The sequence below is a fragment of the [Rhizobium] kunmingense genome (assembly GCF_977018605.1).
In genome coordinates, this window is the sequence record NZ_CDRNXG010000001.1 from 2,565,730 (window position 1) to 2,583,101 (window position 17,372).

General features: G+C 61.6%; 11 protein-coding genes. 7 read left to right on the top strand and 4 right to left on the bottom strand.

Translation table 11 applies throughout. The features are described 5' to 3' along the window. The first annotated feature begins 126 nt into the window (after window positions 1–126). Together AC0JZ4_RS12275 and AC0JZ4_RS12280 are read left to right on the top strand one after the other, a co-directional pair. Window positions 127–1,359 (top strand): putative DNA modification/repair radical SAM protein, encoded by a 1,233-nt coding sequence (locus AC0JZ4_RS12275; RefSeq protein WP_471886655.1) that lies wholly within the window; start codon window positions 127–129, stop codon window positions 1,357–1,359. Beyond that, on the top strand, window positions 1,359–2,831 hold the full coding sequence (locus tag AC0JZ4_RS12280) for a UdgX family uracil-DNA binding protein (protein ID WP_471887875.1): 1,473 nt from the start codon (window positions 1,359–1,361) through the stop codon (window positions 2,829–2,831). Before AC0JZ4_RS12275 ends, AC0JZ4_RS12280 begins: the two co-directional genes overlap by 1 nt. A gap of 303 nt (window positions 2,832–3,134) precedes the next feature. On the opposite strand, the gene AC0JZ4_RS12285 is transcribed toward AC0JZ4_RS12280, so the two are convergent. The 3 genes from AC0JZ4_RS12285 to carB all read right to left on the bottom strand — a co-directional run bounded on the left by AC0JZ4_RS12285 (window position 3,135) and on the right by carB (window position 8,499). After that, on the bottom strand, window positions 3,135–4,340 hold the full coding sequence (locus AC0JZ4_RS12285) for a T6SS phospholipase effector Tle1-like catalytic domain-containing protein (RefSeq protein WP_471886656.1): 1,206 nt from the start codon (window positions 4,338–4,340) through the stop codon (window positions 3,135–3,137). Between the two features lie 125 nt (window positions 4,341–4,465). Beyond that, window positions 4,466–4,927: an SRPBCC domain-containing protein gene (locus tag AC0JZ4_RS12290; protein WP_471886657.1), complete on the bottom strand. Its 462-nt coding sequence runs from the start codon at window positions 4,925–4,927 to the stop codon at window positions 4,466–4,468. Window positions 4,928–5,016: 89 nt separating this feature from the next. After that, entirely contained in the window at window positions 5,017–8,499 is a 3,483-nt protein-coding gene (gene carB / locus AC0JZ4_RS12295) for a carbamoyl-phosphate synthase large subunit (protein ID WP_471886658.1), read from the bottom strand. Between the two features lie 306 nt (window positions 8,500–8,805). Between carB and AC0JZ4_RS12300 the strand changes: the two genes are divergently transcribed. From AC0JZ4_RS12300 to AC0JZ4_RS12310, 3 genes are all read left to right on the top strand, one after another. Then, entirely contained in the window at window positions 8,806–10,017 is a 1,212-nt protein-coding gene (locus tag AC0JZ4_RS12300; RefSeq protein WP_471886659.1) for an MFS transporter, read from the top strand. Window positions 10,018–10,116: 99 nt separating this feature from the next. Further along, a complete protein-coding gene (gene ypfJ / locus AC0JZ4_RS12305) occupies window positions 10,117–11,031 on the top strand; it encodes a KPN_02809 family neutral zinc metallopeptidase (RefSeq protein WP_471886660.1) in 915 nt (304 codons plus the stop codon). A 359-nt stretch (window positions 11,032–11,390) separates the two neighbouring features. Further along, window positions 11,391–12,806 (top strand): MATE family efflux transporter, encoded by a 1,416-nt coding sequence (locus tag AC0JZ4_RS12310; RefSeq protein ID WP_471886661.1) that lies wholly within the window; start codon window positions 11,391–11,393, stop codon window positions 12,804–12,806. A 52-nt stretch (window positions 12,807–12,858) separates the two neighbouring features. Here AC0JZ4_RS12310 and carA read toward each other — a convergent pair whose 3' ends face one another. After that, entirely contained in the window at window positions 12,859–14,064 is a 1,206-nt protein-coding gene (gene carA / locus AC0JZ4_RS12315; RefSeq protein ID WP_471886662.1) for a glutamine-hydrolyzing carbamoyl-phosphate synthase small subunit, read from the bottom strand. 304 nt (window positions 14,065–14,368) lie between these two features. Between carA and AC0JZ4_RS12320 the strand changes: the two genes are divergently transcribed. Both AC0JZ4_RS12320 and dnaG read left to right on the top strand, forming a co-directional pair. Continuing rightward, window positions 14,369–14,821, top strand: a complete 453-nt coding sequence (locus AC0JZ4_RS12320; protein ID WP_471886663.1) for a GatB/YqeY domain-containing protein — start codon at window positions 14,369–14,371, stop codon at window positions 14,819–14,821. Window positions 14,822–14,964: 143 nt separating this feature from the next. Continuing rightward, the gene (gene dnaG, locus AC0JZ4_RS12325) at window positions 14,965–16,983 is read left to right on the top strand and encodes a DNA primase (protein WP_471886664.1); all 2,019 of its coding nucleotides are present in this window, start codon (window positions 14,965–14,967) and stop codon (window positions 16,981–16,983) included. Window positions 16,984–17,372: the final 389 nt, after the last annotated feature.

The window sequence follows — 17,372 nt, forward strand, 5'->3', positions numbered from 1 at the left end:
TCGAGATGCCTTCCAAGGCAAAGTGCGAAAATCCGTCATATCTCCCGCTTCCCCTATCTGATGTGAACCGCGCCCATTTGTCAATCGCTTGACCGGCAAAATGAGAACATATATAGAACAAACATAATGAAGAAGTCGCTGAAACAACGATTGGCGATCCTGTCGGACGCCGCCAAGTATGACGCTTCCTGCGCTTCCAGCGGGACGGTGAAGCGCGATTCGTCAGCAAGCGGCGGTCTGGGGTCGACGGAAGGGTCCGGCATCTGCCACGCCTATGCGCCGGATGGCCGCTGCATCTCGCTTCTGAAAATCCTGCTCACCAATTTCTGCATCTACGATTGCGCCTATTGCATCAATCGCTCGTCCAGCAATGTCGAAAGGGCACGTTTCACGCCCGACGAGGTGATCTGGCTGACGCTCGAATTCTACAGGCGCAATTATATCGAGGGCCTGTTCCTGTCGTCCGGAATCATCCGGTCTTCCGACCATACGATGGAGGAAATGGTGCGGGTCGCCCGCGAACTGCGAACGGTGCATGATTTCCGCGGCTATATCCATCTGAAGTCGATCCCCGAGGCGTCGGCGCATCTGATCGAGGAGGCGGGGCTTTATGCCGACCGGCTGTCGATCAACATCGAGCTGCCGACCGATGCCGGCATCGGAAAATTCGCGCCGGAAAAGCAGCCGGAGAATATCCGCCGTTCGATGGGCAACCTGCGGCTCAAGATCGAGGAAATGGCCGAGCCGACGTTGCAGACGAAGCGTCGCAAGCGGTTCGCGCCGGCGGGGCAGAGCACGCAGATGATCGTCGGGGCGGATGGCGCGGACGATGCCACGATCCTTGGCACGAGTGCGCGCCTTTATGGCAGCTATGGTCTGAAGCGGGTCTATTACTCCGCCTTTAGCCCGATCCCCGATTCGTCGAAGACGCTGCCGCTGATCAAGCCGCCCTTGATGCGCGAGCACCGGCTTTACCAGGCCGACTGGCTCTACCGGTTCTACGGGTTCGATATCGGCGAGATCACGGCGGGGCAGGCGGGCGGCATGCTCGATCTCGACCTCGATCCGAAGCTCGCCTGGGCACTGTCCCATCGCGAGCGGTTCCCGGTCGATGTCAACCGGGCGGAGCGGGAAATGCTTTTGCGCGTGCCGGGCTTCGGTACCAAGACGGTGAAGGGCATTCTTTCGTCGCGGCGCTTTCGCAAGCTCAGGCTCGACGACCTGAAGCGGCTCTGTGTGTCGCTCAGGAAGGTGCAGCCGTTCATCGTCTGCGAGGGCTGGACGCCGCACCGGCTCGTCGACCGGTCCGATCTCAGGGCCATGTTTCAACCGAAGCCGGAGCAATTGTCGCTGCTATGATGTTTCGCTATTCCCTGCGGGGGCGGGGCGAGCTTGCCGAATGGCGGGATGCCGCGCGCGGCTTCATGTCGGCGGGCATTGCGCCGCAGTTCATCGAGTGGCGAACGATGGACGATGCCGATGGCCTGTTCGGTTTCGACGACAACCGTCTGCCGGAACCGGCCGACCCGCCGCCCAAGATCACTGTGCCGCAATCGTTCCTCCGATTGGCGGAGGCGGTGCTCTGCCATTCCGATCCGACGCGGTTTGCGCTTCTCTATCGTATCCTGTTCCACGCCTTCCACTCACATGGCCGCGTGCTGCAGATGCTGACCCATCCGGATATTGTCGCCGCGCGGCGGATGGCGAAGTCGGTGGGGCGGGATTACCACAAGATGACGGCTTTCGTTCGCTTCAAGGAGCTGCCAGTGCCGCAAGGCGAGGTGGGGCGGCGGCGGTTCGTCGCCTGGTTCGAGCCGGATCATTTCATCATCTCCCGCGTCGCGCCCTTCTTCCAGCGGCGGTTCACCGACATGGACTGGGTCATTCTGACGCCGAAGGGATCGGCAGCCTGGGATGGCGAGATGCTGAGGGTGAGCGACGATCCGGCGGAAAGGCCAAAGGCGAAGGACGATATGGACGATCTCTGGCGCACCTATTACGCCTCCATCTTCAATCCGGCGCGGTTGAAGGTGAAGATGATGACGACCGAGATGCCGAAGAAATACTGGAAGAACCTGCCCGAAGCCGAACTCATTCCCGGCATGATCGCCAAGGCCGAGGCGAGCGTGCTGCAAATGGCAGCGCAGCGGCCAAGCGAACCCTTGCCCTATCACCATCGTATTCAGGAGGCGGCGGCCCGCGTTCCGGCTGCAACGGTGCCGGCGGCAGGAACGCTGGAGGCGGTGAGGGCGCAGGCGCGTCATTGCACGCGTTGCGAGATCCATTGTCTGGCAACCCAGACCGTATTCGGCGAGGGGCCGGCGGAGGCGCAAGTGATGGTGATCGGTGAACAGCCGGGCGATCAGGAGGATCTGGCCGGTCGCCCCTTCGTTGGTCCGGCCGGAAAGCTGTTCGACGAAGCGCTGGCCGGGGCGGGTATCGATCGCGGCCGGCTCTACATCACCAATGCCGTCAAGCATTTCAAATACCAGCCGCGCGGCAAGAGGCGCATCCACCAGAAGCCGAACATGGGCGAGATCCGCCAATGCCGCTGGTGGCTCACTCAGGAGATTGAACTCGTCCGGCCGAAGCTGATCGTGGCGATGGGGGCATCGGCGCTTTTTGCTCTGACCGACATGCGGCAGAAGCTCGACGACGTGCGCAGCACGCCGATCGCCATGGAGGGCGGCAGGATACTGTTCGTCACCGTCCATCCCTCCTATCTTCTGCGCATCCCCGACGAAGACCAGAGGCGCGAGGCGCTGTTGCGCTTCGGCGAGGATTTCAAAGCGATGAAACGGCTCATCTCCCAGGAGCAGGCTGCGGCCTGATCTGTGTCGTATCGGCGCGGCGGCGCCTCATTTCATGTCGCACTGCAAAAAATCGCACCTTGCCGGATCGCAAGTCTTAACAATTTCCAGTCTTCATTCGGGACAGGCCGATCATTGGCCTCTAGCCTATCCCAGCATCAACTCTGGAGGTACCGCCGCATGACGAGGCGGGTTGCAAGCGTGATCATGTCGATCTGCGTCGCTTTCGTGACGTGGGCGGCTCTGGCCGTGGTGGCCTTGATGATGTGGAAATATTTTCGCGACTATGCGGGGTGAGCCGGGGTGCTTATGGCACGGCGGCTCCTACGGCACATATGTCGGTCCTTGTGGCAGGTTGGGCGGATTATAGCCGCCGCCGGCAATCCGCGTCCTGACGGATTCGTGGATCAGCGCCTCTGCGGGGATGAGCCGACGATCGCAGAGCGGGATATAGATTGGCAATTTAAGTTTGTGCATGCGCCATGAGGTTTTCGGTATGCGGCGCGGAATAAATTCGATTGGTGGCCAGATTCCCTTCATGGACTGGTGCAACAGTGCGGTTGGATCAGGCTCGACATGTTTGTCGGCGCGTGTGCCCTTGACGAGCTTATCGACAACGTCGTCCTGATAGATCAAGCCAGTCGCCTTGGTCTCTCGTATCATCCAGTCGAGCGGGATTTTTATCTGACCGCTCTGCTGCTCAGGATAGCCGCCACCGACATCGCCGTGTACGCCGGCAAACCACACCTCCTTGAAGTCCTGTTTACCCTGAACCGGGCGGAACGGGTTGCCTCGATAGTCCTGGCCATGGTCCCAAAGCTCGGGCTGAAACATCGTCCGACGTTCATCAATGGCAACCGCATGGCGAACCCATTCCACGCTTGGGTTCTTTCTGGTGAATGGGTGCGTCTTCAACTGTGGCCAGTATTTTCCCGGCTCGATCACCGATGCAACCGTGTCGAACAGTCCAAGCAGCTTTATCGGTGGCCTGTCTGTTCGCAGGGCACGCTCATATAAGCGCATAGACGCGAAGGCAGAACGGGCTTCATCCTGCGGCAAGGCCGCGTGGCTGGTCTGCTCGTGTTCCGGAATACCTTTGTATGTCCTGTAAGCATAGTCCAGGAGATTGAGTTGGTATTTGCTCATCAAGCCAAGTGCGTGGATGAAGCCAGCGAGAACCCGAGCGGAATAGGCGCCTCGGCTGAATCCGAAGATGTAGATTCGATCTCGGTCAGGATGGCGACCGTCTGCATCCGTTTCTCCGGATTCGTAATTTTCTATAAGGAAGCGATAGGCCTCCTTGACGTTCTGATCGATGCCCCAACCGGTCACCAGCCCCTTGAATTCGGAAGCCTTGCGGCGCAGCCGTGACCACGCATTGTCGGAGCCGAATGTGCCGACGCCGGGATCGTAATAGACGATCTGGCGGTCCGATCGCTCCAGCGTGCCGAACAGTCTCAGGATATTGGTGCGGTCTGCGGAAATCTCGTTCGACGTACCATCGAACAGGATGACGATATTCTTCGACATGCAATTCCCCCGGTTTGAGCCCGAAAGAAATCTAGCGTGTAATTTTGTTGGCCGCAATCCTGGATTGATTCTTGCCGGAACTACGCCTGAAGCGTGTCGTCCGGAGGGCGGCGCGACCAGGCCTGTCAGTCATTCTTCGCCATGTCGGCCACCAGCATTTCCAGCCGGTCGAAATTCTGCTCGTTGGCGGCGGACAGGAACTTTTCTATCTCGCGGTTGTCTGGCGTGTCCTCGAAAGACATGCGCCATGTCAGGCGGGTACCGTCTTCCGCATCGTGGTAGCCCAGATCCAGGCCGAAGGCGTGTATCGGGCCATGGTGGAAGGCGGCGATCCGTGCATCGGGGCGGATTTCCTCGAAGGTCCAGTGATTTTCGAAATCGGTGCCGCTGGAGGAGGTCATGACGATCAGCCATGTGCCGCCATTGGAAAAGTCGAAGCGTTCGATGCGGTTGGTGAAACCATGCGGTCCCCACCACTTTTCCAGCATGGCAGGATCGGAAAATGCCCTGAAAAGCGTGGCGCGGTCGGTGGCGAAGATGCGTTCGTTCTCGATGACCAGCGAGCGGTTCACGTCATCTTTTTTCATTGTCTTCCTCCATCTGGCGATACTCGGCCGGGTCATAGCGGAGGGAAAAAGAGCCGGTCAACTGCGATGCTGACCGGCTCCGATATTGCTTAGAAATACGCCTGAAGCGGGCGAACCTCGAGATTGCCGGCTTTCAGCGCCTTGATCGCCATGGCGGCGGCTTCGGCGCCGGCCATGGTCGTGTAGTAGGGCACCTTCTGCATCAGCGTGGCGCGGCGCAGCGATTTACTGTCCGAAATCGCCTTGTTGCCGTCCGTCGTGTTGATGACGAGCTGGACCTGGCGGTTGCGGATCGCGTCTTCGATATGCGGACGGCCCTCGAGAACCTTGTTGATCTTTACGGCCTCGATGCCCTTTTCCGCCAGGAAGCGAGCGGTACCGCCGGTCGCCATCACCTTGAAGCCAGCCTCCGTCAACAGACGGATGGCCGGCAGGACGCGGTCCTTGTCGCTGTCGCGGACGGAGACGAATACCGTGCCACCGCGCGGCAGTTCGACACCGGCACCGAGCTGGGACTTTGCGAAAGCGAGCGCGAAATCCGTGTCGAGGCCGATGACTTCGCCGGTCGAGCGCATTTCCGGGCCGAGCAGCGTGTCGACGCCTGGGAAGCGGGCAAACGGGAAGACGGCTTCCTTGACGGCGATGTGCTTGAGGTTGCGCGGGTCCGGCTTGGTGCCATAGGCGAAAAACAGCGGGTCGAGCTTTTCGCCGGCCATGGCGCGGGCGGCGATCTTGGCAATCGGCGCACCGATGGTCTTGGCGACGAAGGGCACGGTACGCGAGGCGCGTGGGTTGACCTCGAGCACGTAGACGGTGCCGTCCTTGATGGCGAACTGGACGTTCATCAGGCCGACGACGTTGAGTGCCTTGGCCATCGCCTTGGACTGACGCTCCAGCTCGTCGATCATCTCGGCCGACAGCGTGCGCGGCGGCAGCGAGCAGGCGCTGTCGCCCGAATGGATGCCGGCTTCCTCGATATGTTCCATGATGCCGGCGATGAAGACATCGGTGCCATCGCAGAGGCAGTCGACGTCGACTTCGATGGCGTTTGACAGGTAGCTGTCGAACAGAAGCGGGTTCTTCGACAGAAGCGTGTTGATCTGGCCGGTCTTGTCGTTCGGGTAACGCTGCTTGATGTCTTCCGGAACCAGTTCCGGTACCGTGTCGAGCAGGTAGGTCTGCAGCTGGCCTTCCGAATGCAGGATCTGCATGGCGCGGCCGCCGAGAACGTAGGACGGGCGCACGACCAGCGGGAAGCCGATTTCGGAGGCGACGAGGCGGGCCTGTTCGACCGAATATGCGATGCCGTTGTTCGGCTGGGTCAGGTCGAGCTTCATGAGAAGCTTCTGGAAGCGGTCGCGGTCTTCGGCCAGGTCGATCATGTCGGGTGCTGTGCCGAGGATCGGAATGCCGTTCTTTTCCAGCGCTTCGGCGAGCTTCAGCGGGGTCTGGCCGCCGAACTGGACGATGACGCCGACGACTTCACCCTTTTCCTGCTCGGCGCGCAGGATCTCGATCACGTCTTCGGCCGTCAGCGGCTCGAAATAGAGGCGGTCGGAGGTGTCGTAGTCGGTGGATACGGTTTCCGGGTTGCAGTTGATCATGATCGCTTCGTAGCCGGCATCCTTCAGCGCGAAGGCGGCATGGCAGCAGCAATAGTCGAACTCGATACCCTGGCCGATACGGTTCGGGCCTCCGCCGAGGATGACGACCTTCTTGGCGGCCGAAACTTCGGCTTCCGAGCGCAGTTCGCCGACGAACGGGGTTTCGTAGGTCGAGTACATGTAGGCGGTCGGCGAGGCGAATTCGGCGGCGCAGGTGTCGATGCGCTTGAATACCGGACGCACGTTGAGCGCGTTGCGCAGTTCGGCAACTTCCTTCGGGCGCTTCGAGGTCAGCGAGGCGAGGCGGGCGTCGGAGAAGCCCATGGCTTTCAACATGCGCAGGTTGTCGGCATCGGTCGGCAGGCCGTGCTCGCGGATACGGGCTTCCATGTCGATGATCGCCTTGAACTGGGCGATGAACCACGGGTCGATCCTGCAGGCCTCATGCACTTCGTTCTCGGACATGCCGAGGCGCAGCGCCTGGGCGACCTGGCGCAGGCGGTCCGGCGTCGGCGTGCCGATCGCGGCGCGGATGGCGTTGTGGTCGTCGCCTTCGCCAAGGCCGGGGATCTCGATCTCGTCGAGGCCGGTCAGGCCGGTTTCCATGCCACGCAGGGCTTTCTGCAGGGATTCCGCGAAGGTGCGGCCGATCGCCATGACTTCACCGACCGACTTCATCGCAGTGGTCAGGACCGGCGAGGCGCCCGGGAACTTTTCGAAGGCGAAGCGCGGGATCTTGGTGACGACGTAGTCGATCGACGGTTCGAACGAAGCCGGCGTCGCACCGCCGGTGATGTCGTTGTCGAGTTCGTCGAGCGTGTAGCCGATGGCGAGCTTGGCCGCGACCTTGGCGATCGGGAAGCCGGTGGCCTTCGATGCAAGCGCGGAGGAGCGCGAGACGCGCGGGTTCATTTCGATGACGACCAGACGGCCATCGGCTGGGTTGACGGCGAACTGGACGTTCGAGCCGCCGGTCTCGACGCCGATCTCGCGCAGAACCGCGATCGAGGCGTTGCGCATGATCTGGTATTCCTTGTCGGTCAGCGTCAGCGCCGGCGCGACAGTGATGCTATCGCCCGTATGGACGCCCATCGGGTCGATGTTTTCGATCGAGCAGATGATGATGCAGTTGTCCGCCGTGTCGCGGACCACTTCCATCTCGTATTCCTTCCAGCCCAGTACCGATTCCTCGATCAGCACTTCGGTGGTCGGCGAGGCGTCGAGGCCGGAGCCGACGATCTCGAAGAATTCCGAGCGGTTGTAGGCAATGCCGCCGCCGGTGCCGCCGAGCGTGAACGACGGACGGATGATGGCGGGCAGGCCGACGACGTCGAGCGCCTGGGCGCCGATCGCCATGGCATGCGCCATGTAGCGCTGCTTGCGGTCGGTCTCGCCGAGGTTCCACTGGTTCTCCAGCGCGTCGAGCGCCGTGTCGAGATCGGCGCCGGCAAGCGTGTCGCGCAGCTTGGCGCGTTCCGCCTCATGCGCCTTGCGGTCGGCATCCTTGATGTCGGTGGCGTTGGCGAGCATCGACTTCGGCGTTTCCAGCCCGATGCGGGCCATCGCCTCGCGGAAGAGCGCGCGGTCTTCGGCCATGTCGATGGCGGCCGGCTTTGCGCCGATCATTTCCACGTTGTAGCGGTCGAGCACGCCCATGCGCTTGAGGGACAGCGCGGTGTTGAGCGCCGTCTGGCCGCCCATGGTCGGCAGAAGCGCGTCCGGGCGTTCTTTGGCGATGATCTTGGCGACGACTTCAGGCGTGATCGGCTCGACATAGGTTGCGTCGGCGAGACCCGGATCGGTCATGATCGTTGCCGGGTTGGAGTTGACCAGGATGACCCGGTAACCTTCTTCCTTCAGCGCCTTGCAGGCCTGGGTGCCGGAATAGTCGAATTCGCATGCCTGGCCGATGACGATCGGACCCGCGCCGATGATGAGGATCGATTTGATATCTTGGCGCTTTGGCATGGTCTCTATCCGCTTTTGTGTCTGCGCGAAAAGCCGGCACGGGGCAGGGAAAGCTCCGGTCGGGTCGCGTATCTATCAATTTTCAGGCTAGACGCGGCTTATAGGCAAATGTTGCGCCGAACGGAACCCCATAAATGATGAAATCGACAGGAAAAGGCCTCCGCGGATTAACAGTCCTTGCCGAGGTGGGGGAAGCCGTACCGCTACGGGGCAGGGCGACATGGACAGCGGGCAATCACAGGTCTAGAGGAAGCGTATAAGCGATGCGGCATATGGCCGCCGATCGCTAAGCTCAAGGAACGCCCCATGGCCGATGCCACCGCCAAGCCGGCAACCGCCGCTGCCGCCGAAAAGACCGTTATGCCGATCATCCTGGCGGCGAGCTTTTGCCATATGCTCAACGACATCATGCAGTCGATGATCTCGGCGATCTATCCGATGCTGAAGGCGGATTTTCAGCTCGATTTCTGGCAGATCGGCATCCTGACGCTCGCCTTCCAGTGCACGGCCTCGCTGTTGCAGCCGGTGATCGGCATCATCACCGACAAGAAGCCCTATCCCTATTCGCTGCCGGTCGGCATGGCCTCGACCTTCTTCGGCCTGATCCTGCTCGCCTTTGCCCCGACCTACGCGATCCTGGTCATTGCCGCGGGTCTCGTCGGCATCGGCTCGGCGGTGTTTCACCCGGAAGCATCGCGCGTTGCACGGCTTGCCGCCGGCGGGCGTTACGGATTTGCCCAGGCGACCTTCCAGGTGGGCGGCAATTTCGGCCAGTCGATCGGCCCGCTGCTCGCCGCCTTCATCATCGTGCCGATGGGGCAGGGCAGCGTCGCATGGTTTTCCGGCATGGCGCTGCTCGGCATCATCGTGCTGACGTGGATCGCCCGCTGGTACAAGGCGCATATGGCGGCCAACAAGGGACGCAAGAAGGCGGTCGGCGCGCATAGCCTGTCGAAGAACACGGTGGTCACGGCGCTCGTCGTGCTGACCATACTGACCTTTTCGAAGAATGCCTACATGGCCTCGATCAGCAGCTACTACACATTCTTCGCCATCGAGCGCTTCGGTGTTTCGGTACAGATGTCGCAGGTCATGCTGTTCGTCTTCCTCGGCGCGGTGGCGCTCGGTACCGTCTTCGGCGGGCAGGTCGGCGACCGGTTCGGCTCCAAGGTGGTCATCTGGATCTCGATCCTCGGCGTGCTGCCGTTCACGCTTGCCATGCCCTACGCCAACCTGCCTATGACGATCGTGCTGTCAGCCATCATCGGCTTCATCATGGCCTCGTCCTTCCCGGCCATCATCGTCATGGCGCAGGAACTGGTGCCGGGCCGGGTCGGCATGATTGCCGGCATCTTCTTCGGCATCGCATTCGGCGTCGGCGGCATCGCCGCAGCCGTGCTCGGCGTGCTGGCCGATGCCCGCGGGATCAGCTTCGTCTATACGATCTGCTCATTCCTGCCGGCGATCGGTCTTCTGACCGTGTTTCTGCCCAGCAAGAAGCAGTTGCAGGTGGCCTAAGACGCATCGATGCGGGATGTCTCATTCCGCATCGCCTTTCCTGAATGCTACGCTATATTACCCATCGGTGAAGGATCATGTCGTCGAGGAGTGGGCAGGATGGAATGGAAGGGTCGCCGGCAGTCTGACAATGTCGAGGATCAACGCGGCGCTTCAATGGGCGGAAGCCCATTCGGCCGACGTGGCATGCGCATTCCGATCGGCGGAGGCGGACGGCGCGGCGGTGGCGGCATCGGGATCGGCGGCATCGTCGTCATCCTGATCATCTGCTGGGTCACCGGCATCAACCCGCTAACGCTGCTTTCGGGCGGCGATATCGGCCTCGATGGCGGCGGCAATCTCGAACAGTCGCAATCGCAGCCCGGCGCGCCCGCCAATGACGAGATGACCGCCTTCGTGCGCACTGTGCTCGCCGATACCGAGGATACCTGGGCGTCGATTTTCCAGGCGAGCGGCGAAACCTATCGCGATCCCACGCTTGTCCTGTTTTCCGGCCAGGTTCGCTCGGCCTGTGGCTTTGCTTCATCGGCATCAGGACCGTTTTACTGCCCCGGCGACCAGAAGCTCTATCTCGACACGACCTTCTTCGAAGAGCTTTCGCAGCGTTTCGGCGCATCCGGCGACTTCGCCGAGGCCTATGTGATCGCCCACGAAGTCGGTCATCACGTGCAGAACCTGATCGGCGTGCTGCCGAAATTCAACCAGATGCGCCAGCGGATGAGCGAGACGGAAGCCAACCAGATGTCGGTGCGCGTCGAGCTGCAGGCCGATTGTTTCGCCGGCGTCTGGGGCAAGCATACCGACCAGAAGGGCCTGCTCAGCCAAGGCGATCTGGAAGAGGCTTTGAACGCCGCCCAGCAGATCGGCGACGATACTCTGCAGAAGCGCAGTCAGGGCTATGTCGTGCCGGAAAGTTTCAACCACGGCACTTCCGCCCAGCGCATGCGGTGGTTCAAGCGCGGTTTCGACAGCGGCGACATGAATTCCTGCGACACGTTCTCCGGGGATGTGTGAGCTGCGCCGCCGAGCTTGTCGTTAGGCTTTACTGATCCGGCCGCTGTTCCTCTCGCATGTCTTTCGCAGACGCCGTATGGACTATCGGCCCTATCGTCCGAACCTTCGTCTGGCTCGGCGTCGCTGCCGTCCGCCGGTCTCATCATCCCTCCGCTTTCACCTGCATGGTGACGGCTACCCCACGCTCACCAAAGGGAGCGGCGGAGGCCGGTATCCATCAGGTTTCGTGAAGTTACCCGCACAAAAACTGCTGGATCGGCTGCCGGGCTTGCTGGAACCGATTGCCGCCTTTATAGGCAGGATGCTGCGCCGCTGACCATTTTTTGGAAGCGGCCTTTTTGCTTTATCGAGGTTGTGACATGTCGAGTTCGCTGGAAACCGTCGCCTTGGACGATCGGGCCGCCGCATCCCTTGGCGCTTCGTGGGGCGCGCATCTGCGTGCCACTTTCGCGCTCGGCATTCCGCTGGTCGGTGCACAGCTGGCGCAGATGGCGATCCATACGACCGACGTCATCCTTGTCGGCTGGCTCGGCACGACCGAGCTCGCCTCGGTCGTCATTGCGACGCAGATCTTCTTCGTCGTCTTCATCTTCGGCACCGGTTTTACCAGTGCCGTCATCCCACTGGTTGCGCAGGCGCTCGGGCAGAATGACAAGGTCGGGGTGCGTCGTGCCGTGCGGATGGGGCTTTGGGTCGTCATCGCTTACTGCGCGCTTGTGGCACCTGTCCTGTGGTTCTCCGAACCGATCCTGCTGGCGCTCGGCCAGGAGCCGGATGTCGCCGCCAACGCGCAGAGCTACCTGCGGATCGCGCAATGGGGCATGTTCCCGGCGCTTGGGCTGTTTGCCATCCGCAGTTTCGTGACCGGGCTGGAGAAGGGCAGTATCGTCCTCTATGTGACGCTCGGCATGTTCGCCATCAATTTCGTCGTCGCCTACCTCACCATCTTCGGGCATTTCGGCGCGCCACAGCTTGGCCTGCATGGTGCGGCACTCGCAGCCGTCTGCGCAAACTTCACGGGCTTCATCATCATCGTTGCCTATGTCGAGATGCAGCCGGAGACGCGTGCCTACGAGATCTTCGTCCGCTTCTGGCGTCCCGACTGGCCGATCATCCGTGAGGTTCTCGTTCTCGGCCTGCCGATCAGCTTCACCATTCTGGCCGAAACCAGCCTGTTCGCCGCAGCCTCGCTTTTGATGGGCATGATCGGCAAGCTGGAGCTGGCCGCCCACGGGATTGCGCTTCAGCTCGCCTCGATCGCCTTCATGATCCCGCTTGGCATGGCGCAGGTGGCGACCGTTCGCGTCGGGCTTGCCAATGGCCGCAGCGATGCGCTGGGCGTCAGGCGCGCAGCTGGCGCTGTGCTCGTGGTGTGCGTCTTCTTCGCCGTCATCGGCAGCCTGCTCTATGCGGCTCTGCCGGGTTTCTTCGGCGGACTGTTCCTCGATACGTCGCAGCCGGAGGCGGCGCAGGTTCTGCAACTCGCCATTCCTCTGATCGTCATTGCCGGGGCCTTCCAGCTCGTCGATGGACTGCAGGCTGTCGGGGCGGGGCTTTTGCGCGGGCTTGCAGACACGAAGATCCCGATGATCCTGGCGCTGATCGCCTACTGGCCGATCGGCTTCACCTGCGCCTATGTGCTTGCTTTCCCGCTCGGCTTCGGTGCGGAGGGGGTCTGGTTCGGCTTCGTGCTGGGGCTTGCTGCGGCTGCTGCGTTTCTGTGCGCGCGGTTCTGGGTGCTGGTGAAGCAGCCGGTCAACTCATCCCTGAAATGAAAATGGCCCGCCGGAGAGCGGGCCATTTTCATATTCTATTTTCTGGTAAGGCTCAGCGTTCAGCGAGAACCGGCTCGCCCTTCTTCTCGCGCACCATATTGATGAAGCGGCGGAAGAGGTAGTGGCTGTCCTGCGGGCCGGGCGACGCTTCCGGGTGATGCTGGACCGAGAAGACAGGCTTGCCGGACAGGCGGAGGCCGCAATTCGTGTTGTCGAACAGCGAGATGTGAGTCTCTTCAACGCCTTGCGGCAGCGACTTCGAGTCGACCGCGAAGCCGTGGTTCATCGAAACGATCTCCACCTTGCCGGTCGTGTGGTCCTTGACCGGGTGGTTGGCGCCGTGGTGACCCTGGTGCATCTTCTCGGTCTTGGCGCCTAGTGCGAGGCCGAGCATCTGGTGGCCGAGGCAGATGCCGAAGGTCGGGATGTCGGTCTTGATGATCTCGCGGATGACCGGCACGGCATATTCGCCGGTCGCGGCCGGGTCACCGGGGCCGTTCGACAGGAAAATGCCGTCGGGCTTGAGCGCCAGGATGTCTTCGGCAGACGTCTGCGCCGGAACGATCGTCACCTTGCAGTCGAGGCCGGTGAAGAGGCGCAGGATGTTGCGCTTGACGCCGTAGTCGATGCAGACGACGTGATATTTGGCGTCTTCTGCTTTGAGTTCCGAAAAGCCTTCGTTCCAGACCCACGGCTTTTCCGACCACTGGCCGGACTGGCCGGATGTCGCGACCTTGGCGAGGTCCAGACCTTCGAGGCCGCCCCAGGCTTTGGCTTCTGCCTTCAGCGCCTCGATGTCGAAGACGCCGTTCGGATCGTGGGCGATGACGGCGTTCGGCGCGCCATGCTCGCGGATCCAGGCCGTCAGTGCACGGGTGTCGATGCCCGACAGGCCGATGACGCCACGGCTTTTCAGCCAGTCGTCGAGATGCTTTGCTGCACGGTAGTTGGAAGGGTCGGTGATGTCGGCCTTGAAGATCGTGCCGACCGCGCCGTGGCGTGCTGCCGGCGTCAGGTCTTCGATGTCCTCGTCATTGGTGCCGATATTGCCGATATGCGGGAAGGTGAAGGTAACGATCTGGCCCAGATAGGACGGGTCGGTGAGGATTTCCTCGTAACCCGTCAAAGCCGTGTTGAAGACGACTTCCGCGGTCACCTTGCCGGTCGCGCCGACGCCAGTGCCTTCGATGACGGTGCCATCGGCGAGAACGAGGAGGGCGGTGGGCTTTTTAGGCGTCCAGGGTGCTGTACCGGTCATGGCTATCCTTCTGACCCATCGTTCCGGTCTTTGGGCAAAGACAGGCTGCAGGGGTTTCTTGTTGTCGCAGAAAAGGGCGCAAGCGTGGTCGCCGGCGGCTCTTCAAATCCAAATGTCGTGCAGGTGCGGGAAAATAAACAAAGGCCGGGTCCGGGTCAATCAGGTGAAAGAAAGATTCAGCGGCAAATATCGGCGCCTTTGCGGGAAAACATTGATCGGTTGTCACCTCTGATCTATCACCACGCTCAATTGCCTCTATGAGGCCTGCAGGCGACAACGCCCGCCATGACGGAGATCGAAGACGATGATGCGCGAAAAGCTGACCGAATCCATGAAGGACGCGATGAAGGCCAAGGACAGCCGCAGGCTTTCCACCGTCCGTCTGATCCAGAGCGCGGTCAAGGATCGCGACATCGCCAATCGCGGTGTCGGCAAGGATGCCGCGAGCGAGGATGAGATCCTGCAGATCCTGCAGAAGATGGTGAAGCAGCGCGAAGAGTCCGCCAAAATCTACGAGGATGCCGGACGCGCAGAACTCGCGACCCAGGAGCGTGAAGAAATCGCCGTCCTCAAGACCTTCATGCCGGAACAGCTTTCCGACGAGAAGGTCGACGAGATCGTCGCCGCTGTCGTGGCAGAGATCGGTGCCGCCGGGATGAAGGACATGGGCAAGGTGATGGCAATCTTACGCGAGCGCTATGCCGGCCAGATGGATTTCGCCAAGGCTTCGGGTGTCATCAAGGCAAAGCTCAGCTGATTTCAGGGGGGCTACGAGACTATCGCGGCGCCTGAGGGCGCCGTTTTCCGTTCATAAGAGGGGCCTGTGAATAATGGGAGCGGTGAGTGTTGACTCACTGTTGCCCGTAGCGCGGCCCGTGACTTCCGCCTATATGAGTAGCCATGCGCTTTTCCAACACGTTCCTCGACGAGATACGCGACCGCGTGCTGATCTCCACCGTGATCGGCCGCCGTGTGACGTGGGATCGGCGCAAGACGAATGTGTCGCGTGGCGATTACTGGGCCTGCTGCCCTTTCCATGGCGAAAAGAGCCCGAGCTTCCACTGCGAGGACCGCAAGGGACGCTATCACTGCTTCGGCTGCGGTGTTTCGGGCGATCATTTTCGCTTCCTGACCGATCTTGAAGGGCTGAATTTTCCCGAAGCCGTACAGCAGATTGCCGATCTGGCCGGTGTCGCCATGCCGCAACCCGACCCGCAGGCGGAGAAGCGCGAAAAGGAGCGCACCTCGCTGCAGGACGTCATGGAAATGGCGACGCAGTATTTCCAGGACCAGCTGCAGAGCGCCGGCGGCGCCAAGGCGCGCGCCTATCTGCGCGATCGCGGGCTTACGGGCCGCACGATCGAGACGTTTCGGCTGGGCTATGCGCCGGAAAGCCGCAATGCGCTGAAGGAGTATCTTTCAGCCAAGGATGTACCGCGCGAGCAGATCGAGGCCTGTGGTCTGGTGCGCCACGGGCCGGATATTCCGGTGTCATACGATTATTTCCGTGATCGCATCATGTTCCCTATCCTGTCGTCGCGCGACAAGGTGATCGCGTTCGGCGGCCGCGCCATGGCGGCGGATGCGATGGCGAAGTACATGAACTCGCCGGATACGGAACTCTTCCACAAAGGTCAGGTTCTCTACAATTTCTCCCGCGCAAGGCGGGCGGCGCAGGCCGCGGGCGACAAGCGGCAGAGCGGCGCGCTGATCGCCGTCGAAGGCTATATGGACGTGATCGCGCTTTATCAGGCCGGTGTCGAGAATGCAGTGGCGCCGCTTGGCACGGCGCTCACCGAAAGCCAGCTCGATCTTCTCTGGAAGGTTTCGCCGCAGCCGGTGCTGTGCTTCGATGGCGATGGCGCGGGTGTTCGCGCGGCCAACCGGGCGGCTGATCTGGCGTTGCCGGCAATCAAGCCCGGCAAGTCGGTCAGTTTCGCGCTTCTGCCGGATGGCAAGGATCCGGACGACCTGGTGAAAAGCGAGGGTAGGGCGCCGTTCGACCGGGTTCTCTCGGAGGCGAAGCCGTTGGTCGAGATGGTCTGGATGCGGGAAACGACAGGGGCGACCTTCGATACGCCGGAACGCCGGGCAGAACTGGATGCGCGCCTGAAACAGATCGTCTCGGTGATCGCCGATGAAAGCGTGCGCTATCACTATCAGCAGGATATCCGTAGCCGCCTCGGCGCGTTCTTCTCGCAGTCCGGCGGTGGCGGTGAGCGCCGGCAAGCTTTTCAACGCGGCAATACGGGCGGCGGCGGCGTTGCGCGTGGCGGACGCGGTGGGGGGGCGCGTGTCGGCGTTGCCGAAGCCGGCGCGATGCTGGAAAGCGGAACGGCTGGCAGCGCGCGTCTGAACCAGATGCTGAAGATGTCGACGCAGGCCGGGCCTGAGCTGCGCGAGACGGTGCTGGCGATCACGATCGCAAACCACCCGCAGCTTCTGCTCGACGAGTATGACGAGATTTCCACGGTCGATTTCGAGAACAAGGATCTGCAACGCTTTTGGTCCTCGCTCCTGTCGATCGTCGGGCGGCTGGGGCCGAAGCTGACGCTCGAGGCCGTGCGCGAGGGGCTGGAAGTCGAGGGATTCGGCGAGCTCCTGGGCGCCATGAGCCAGCAGGTGCGCAATGCGCGCCTGTGGTCGGCAACGGAGGCGGCCGACCCGCAGGACGCGCTGCAGGCCTATCGCCAGGCGCGGGCGCTGCATTCACGCAACAAGGAACTGCGCTGGCAGAAGATCGAGCTGGAACGCGAGATTGCCGAACTGACCGAGGAGGACGCCGATCGCGGCGAGATCCTGTTGCGGGCGCTTTACGAGATCCAGAACGAGATTGCCCGACTGGAGGCGCAGGAGGCGATCATCGACGGGTTCGGGGTTCTGTCGGGCCGGGTCAAGCGTCCGGCTGCGGGCCATTGAGTGCGCCCGATTTTTCACCCGTTCACGTTTGTGGTGATAGCGTTTTGGTTAACCCTTGTCTTCTTGGCGGCTATCCCTAAATAAGCGTGGGACTGGTGAACGTCCCCGTTCAAGCGGGTGCAATGCTTGTTTTTCCACTTTTCCGGTTGAAACGCCGGAGAAACGCTTGACGGATCGTTAATTTGTGGGAATCACCATTTCTAGGCAAAGTAGGCGGATTGGGTCGGTTGTGCTGGAGTGATCGGCAAACCATTGAACATGGTCTGTTCAAGACGGCCGTCTGTGGTAATTCGGAATTAAAGGTCATTCCGTTATCGAGTGGGCAAGTGATTCGCGGCTAGGGCTTTATCGCCTTATGTCGCCGGCCACGAGCGCGGCCCATGAGGTAC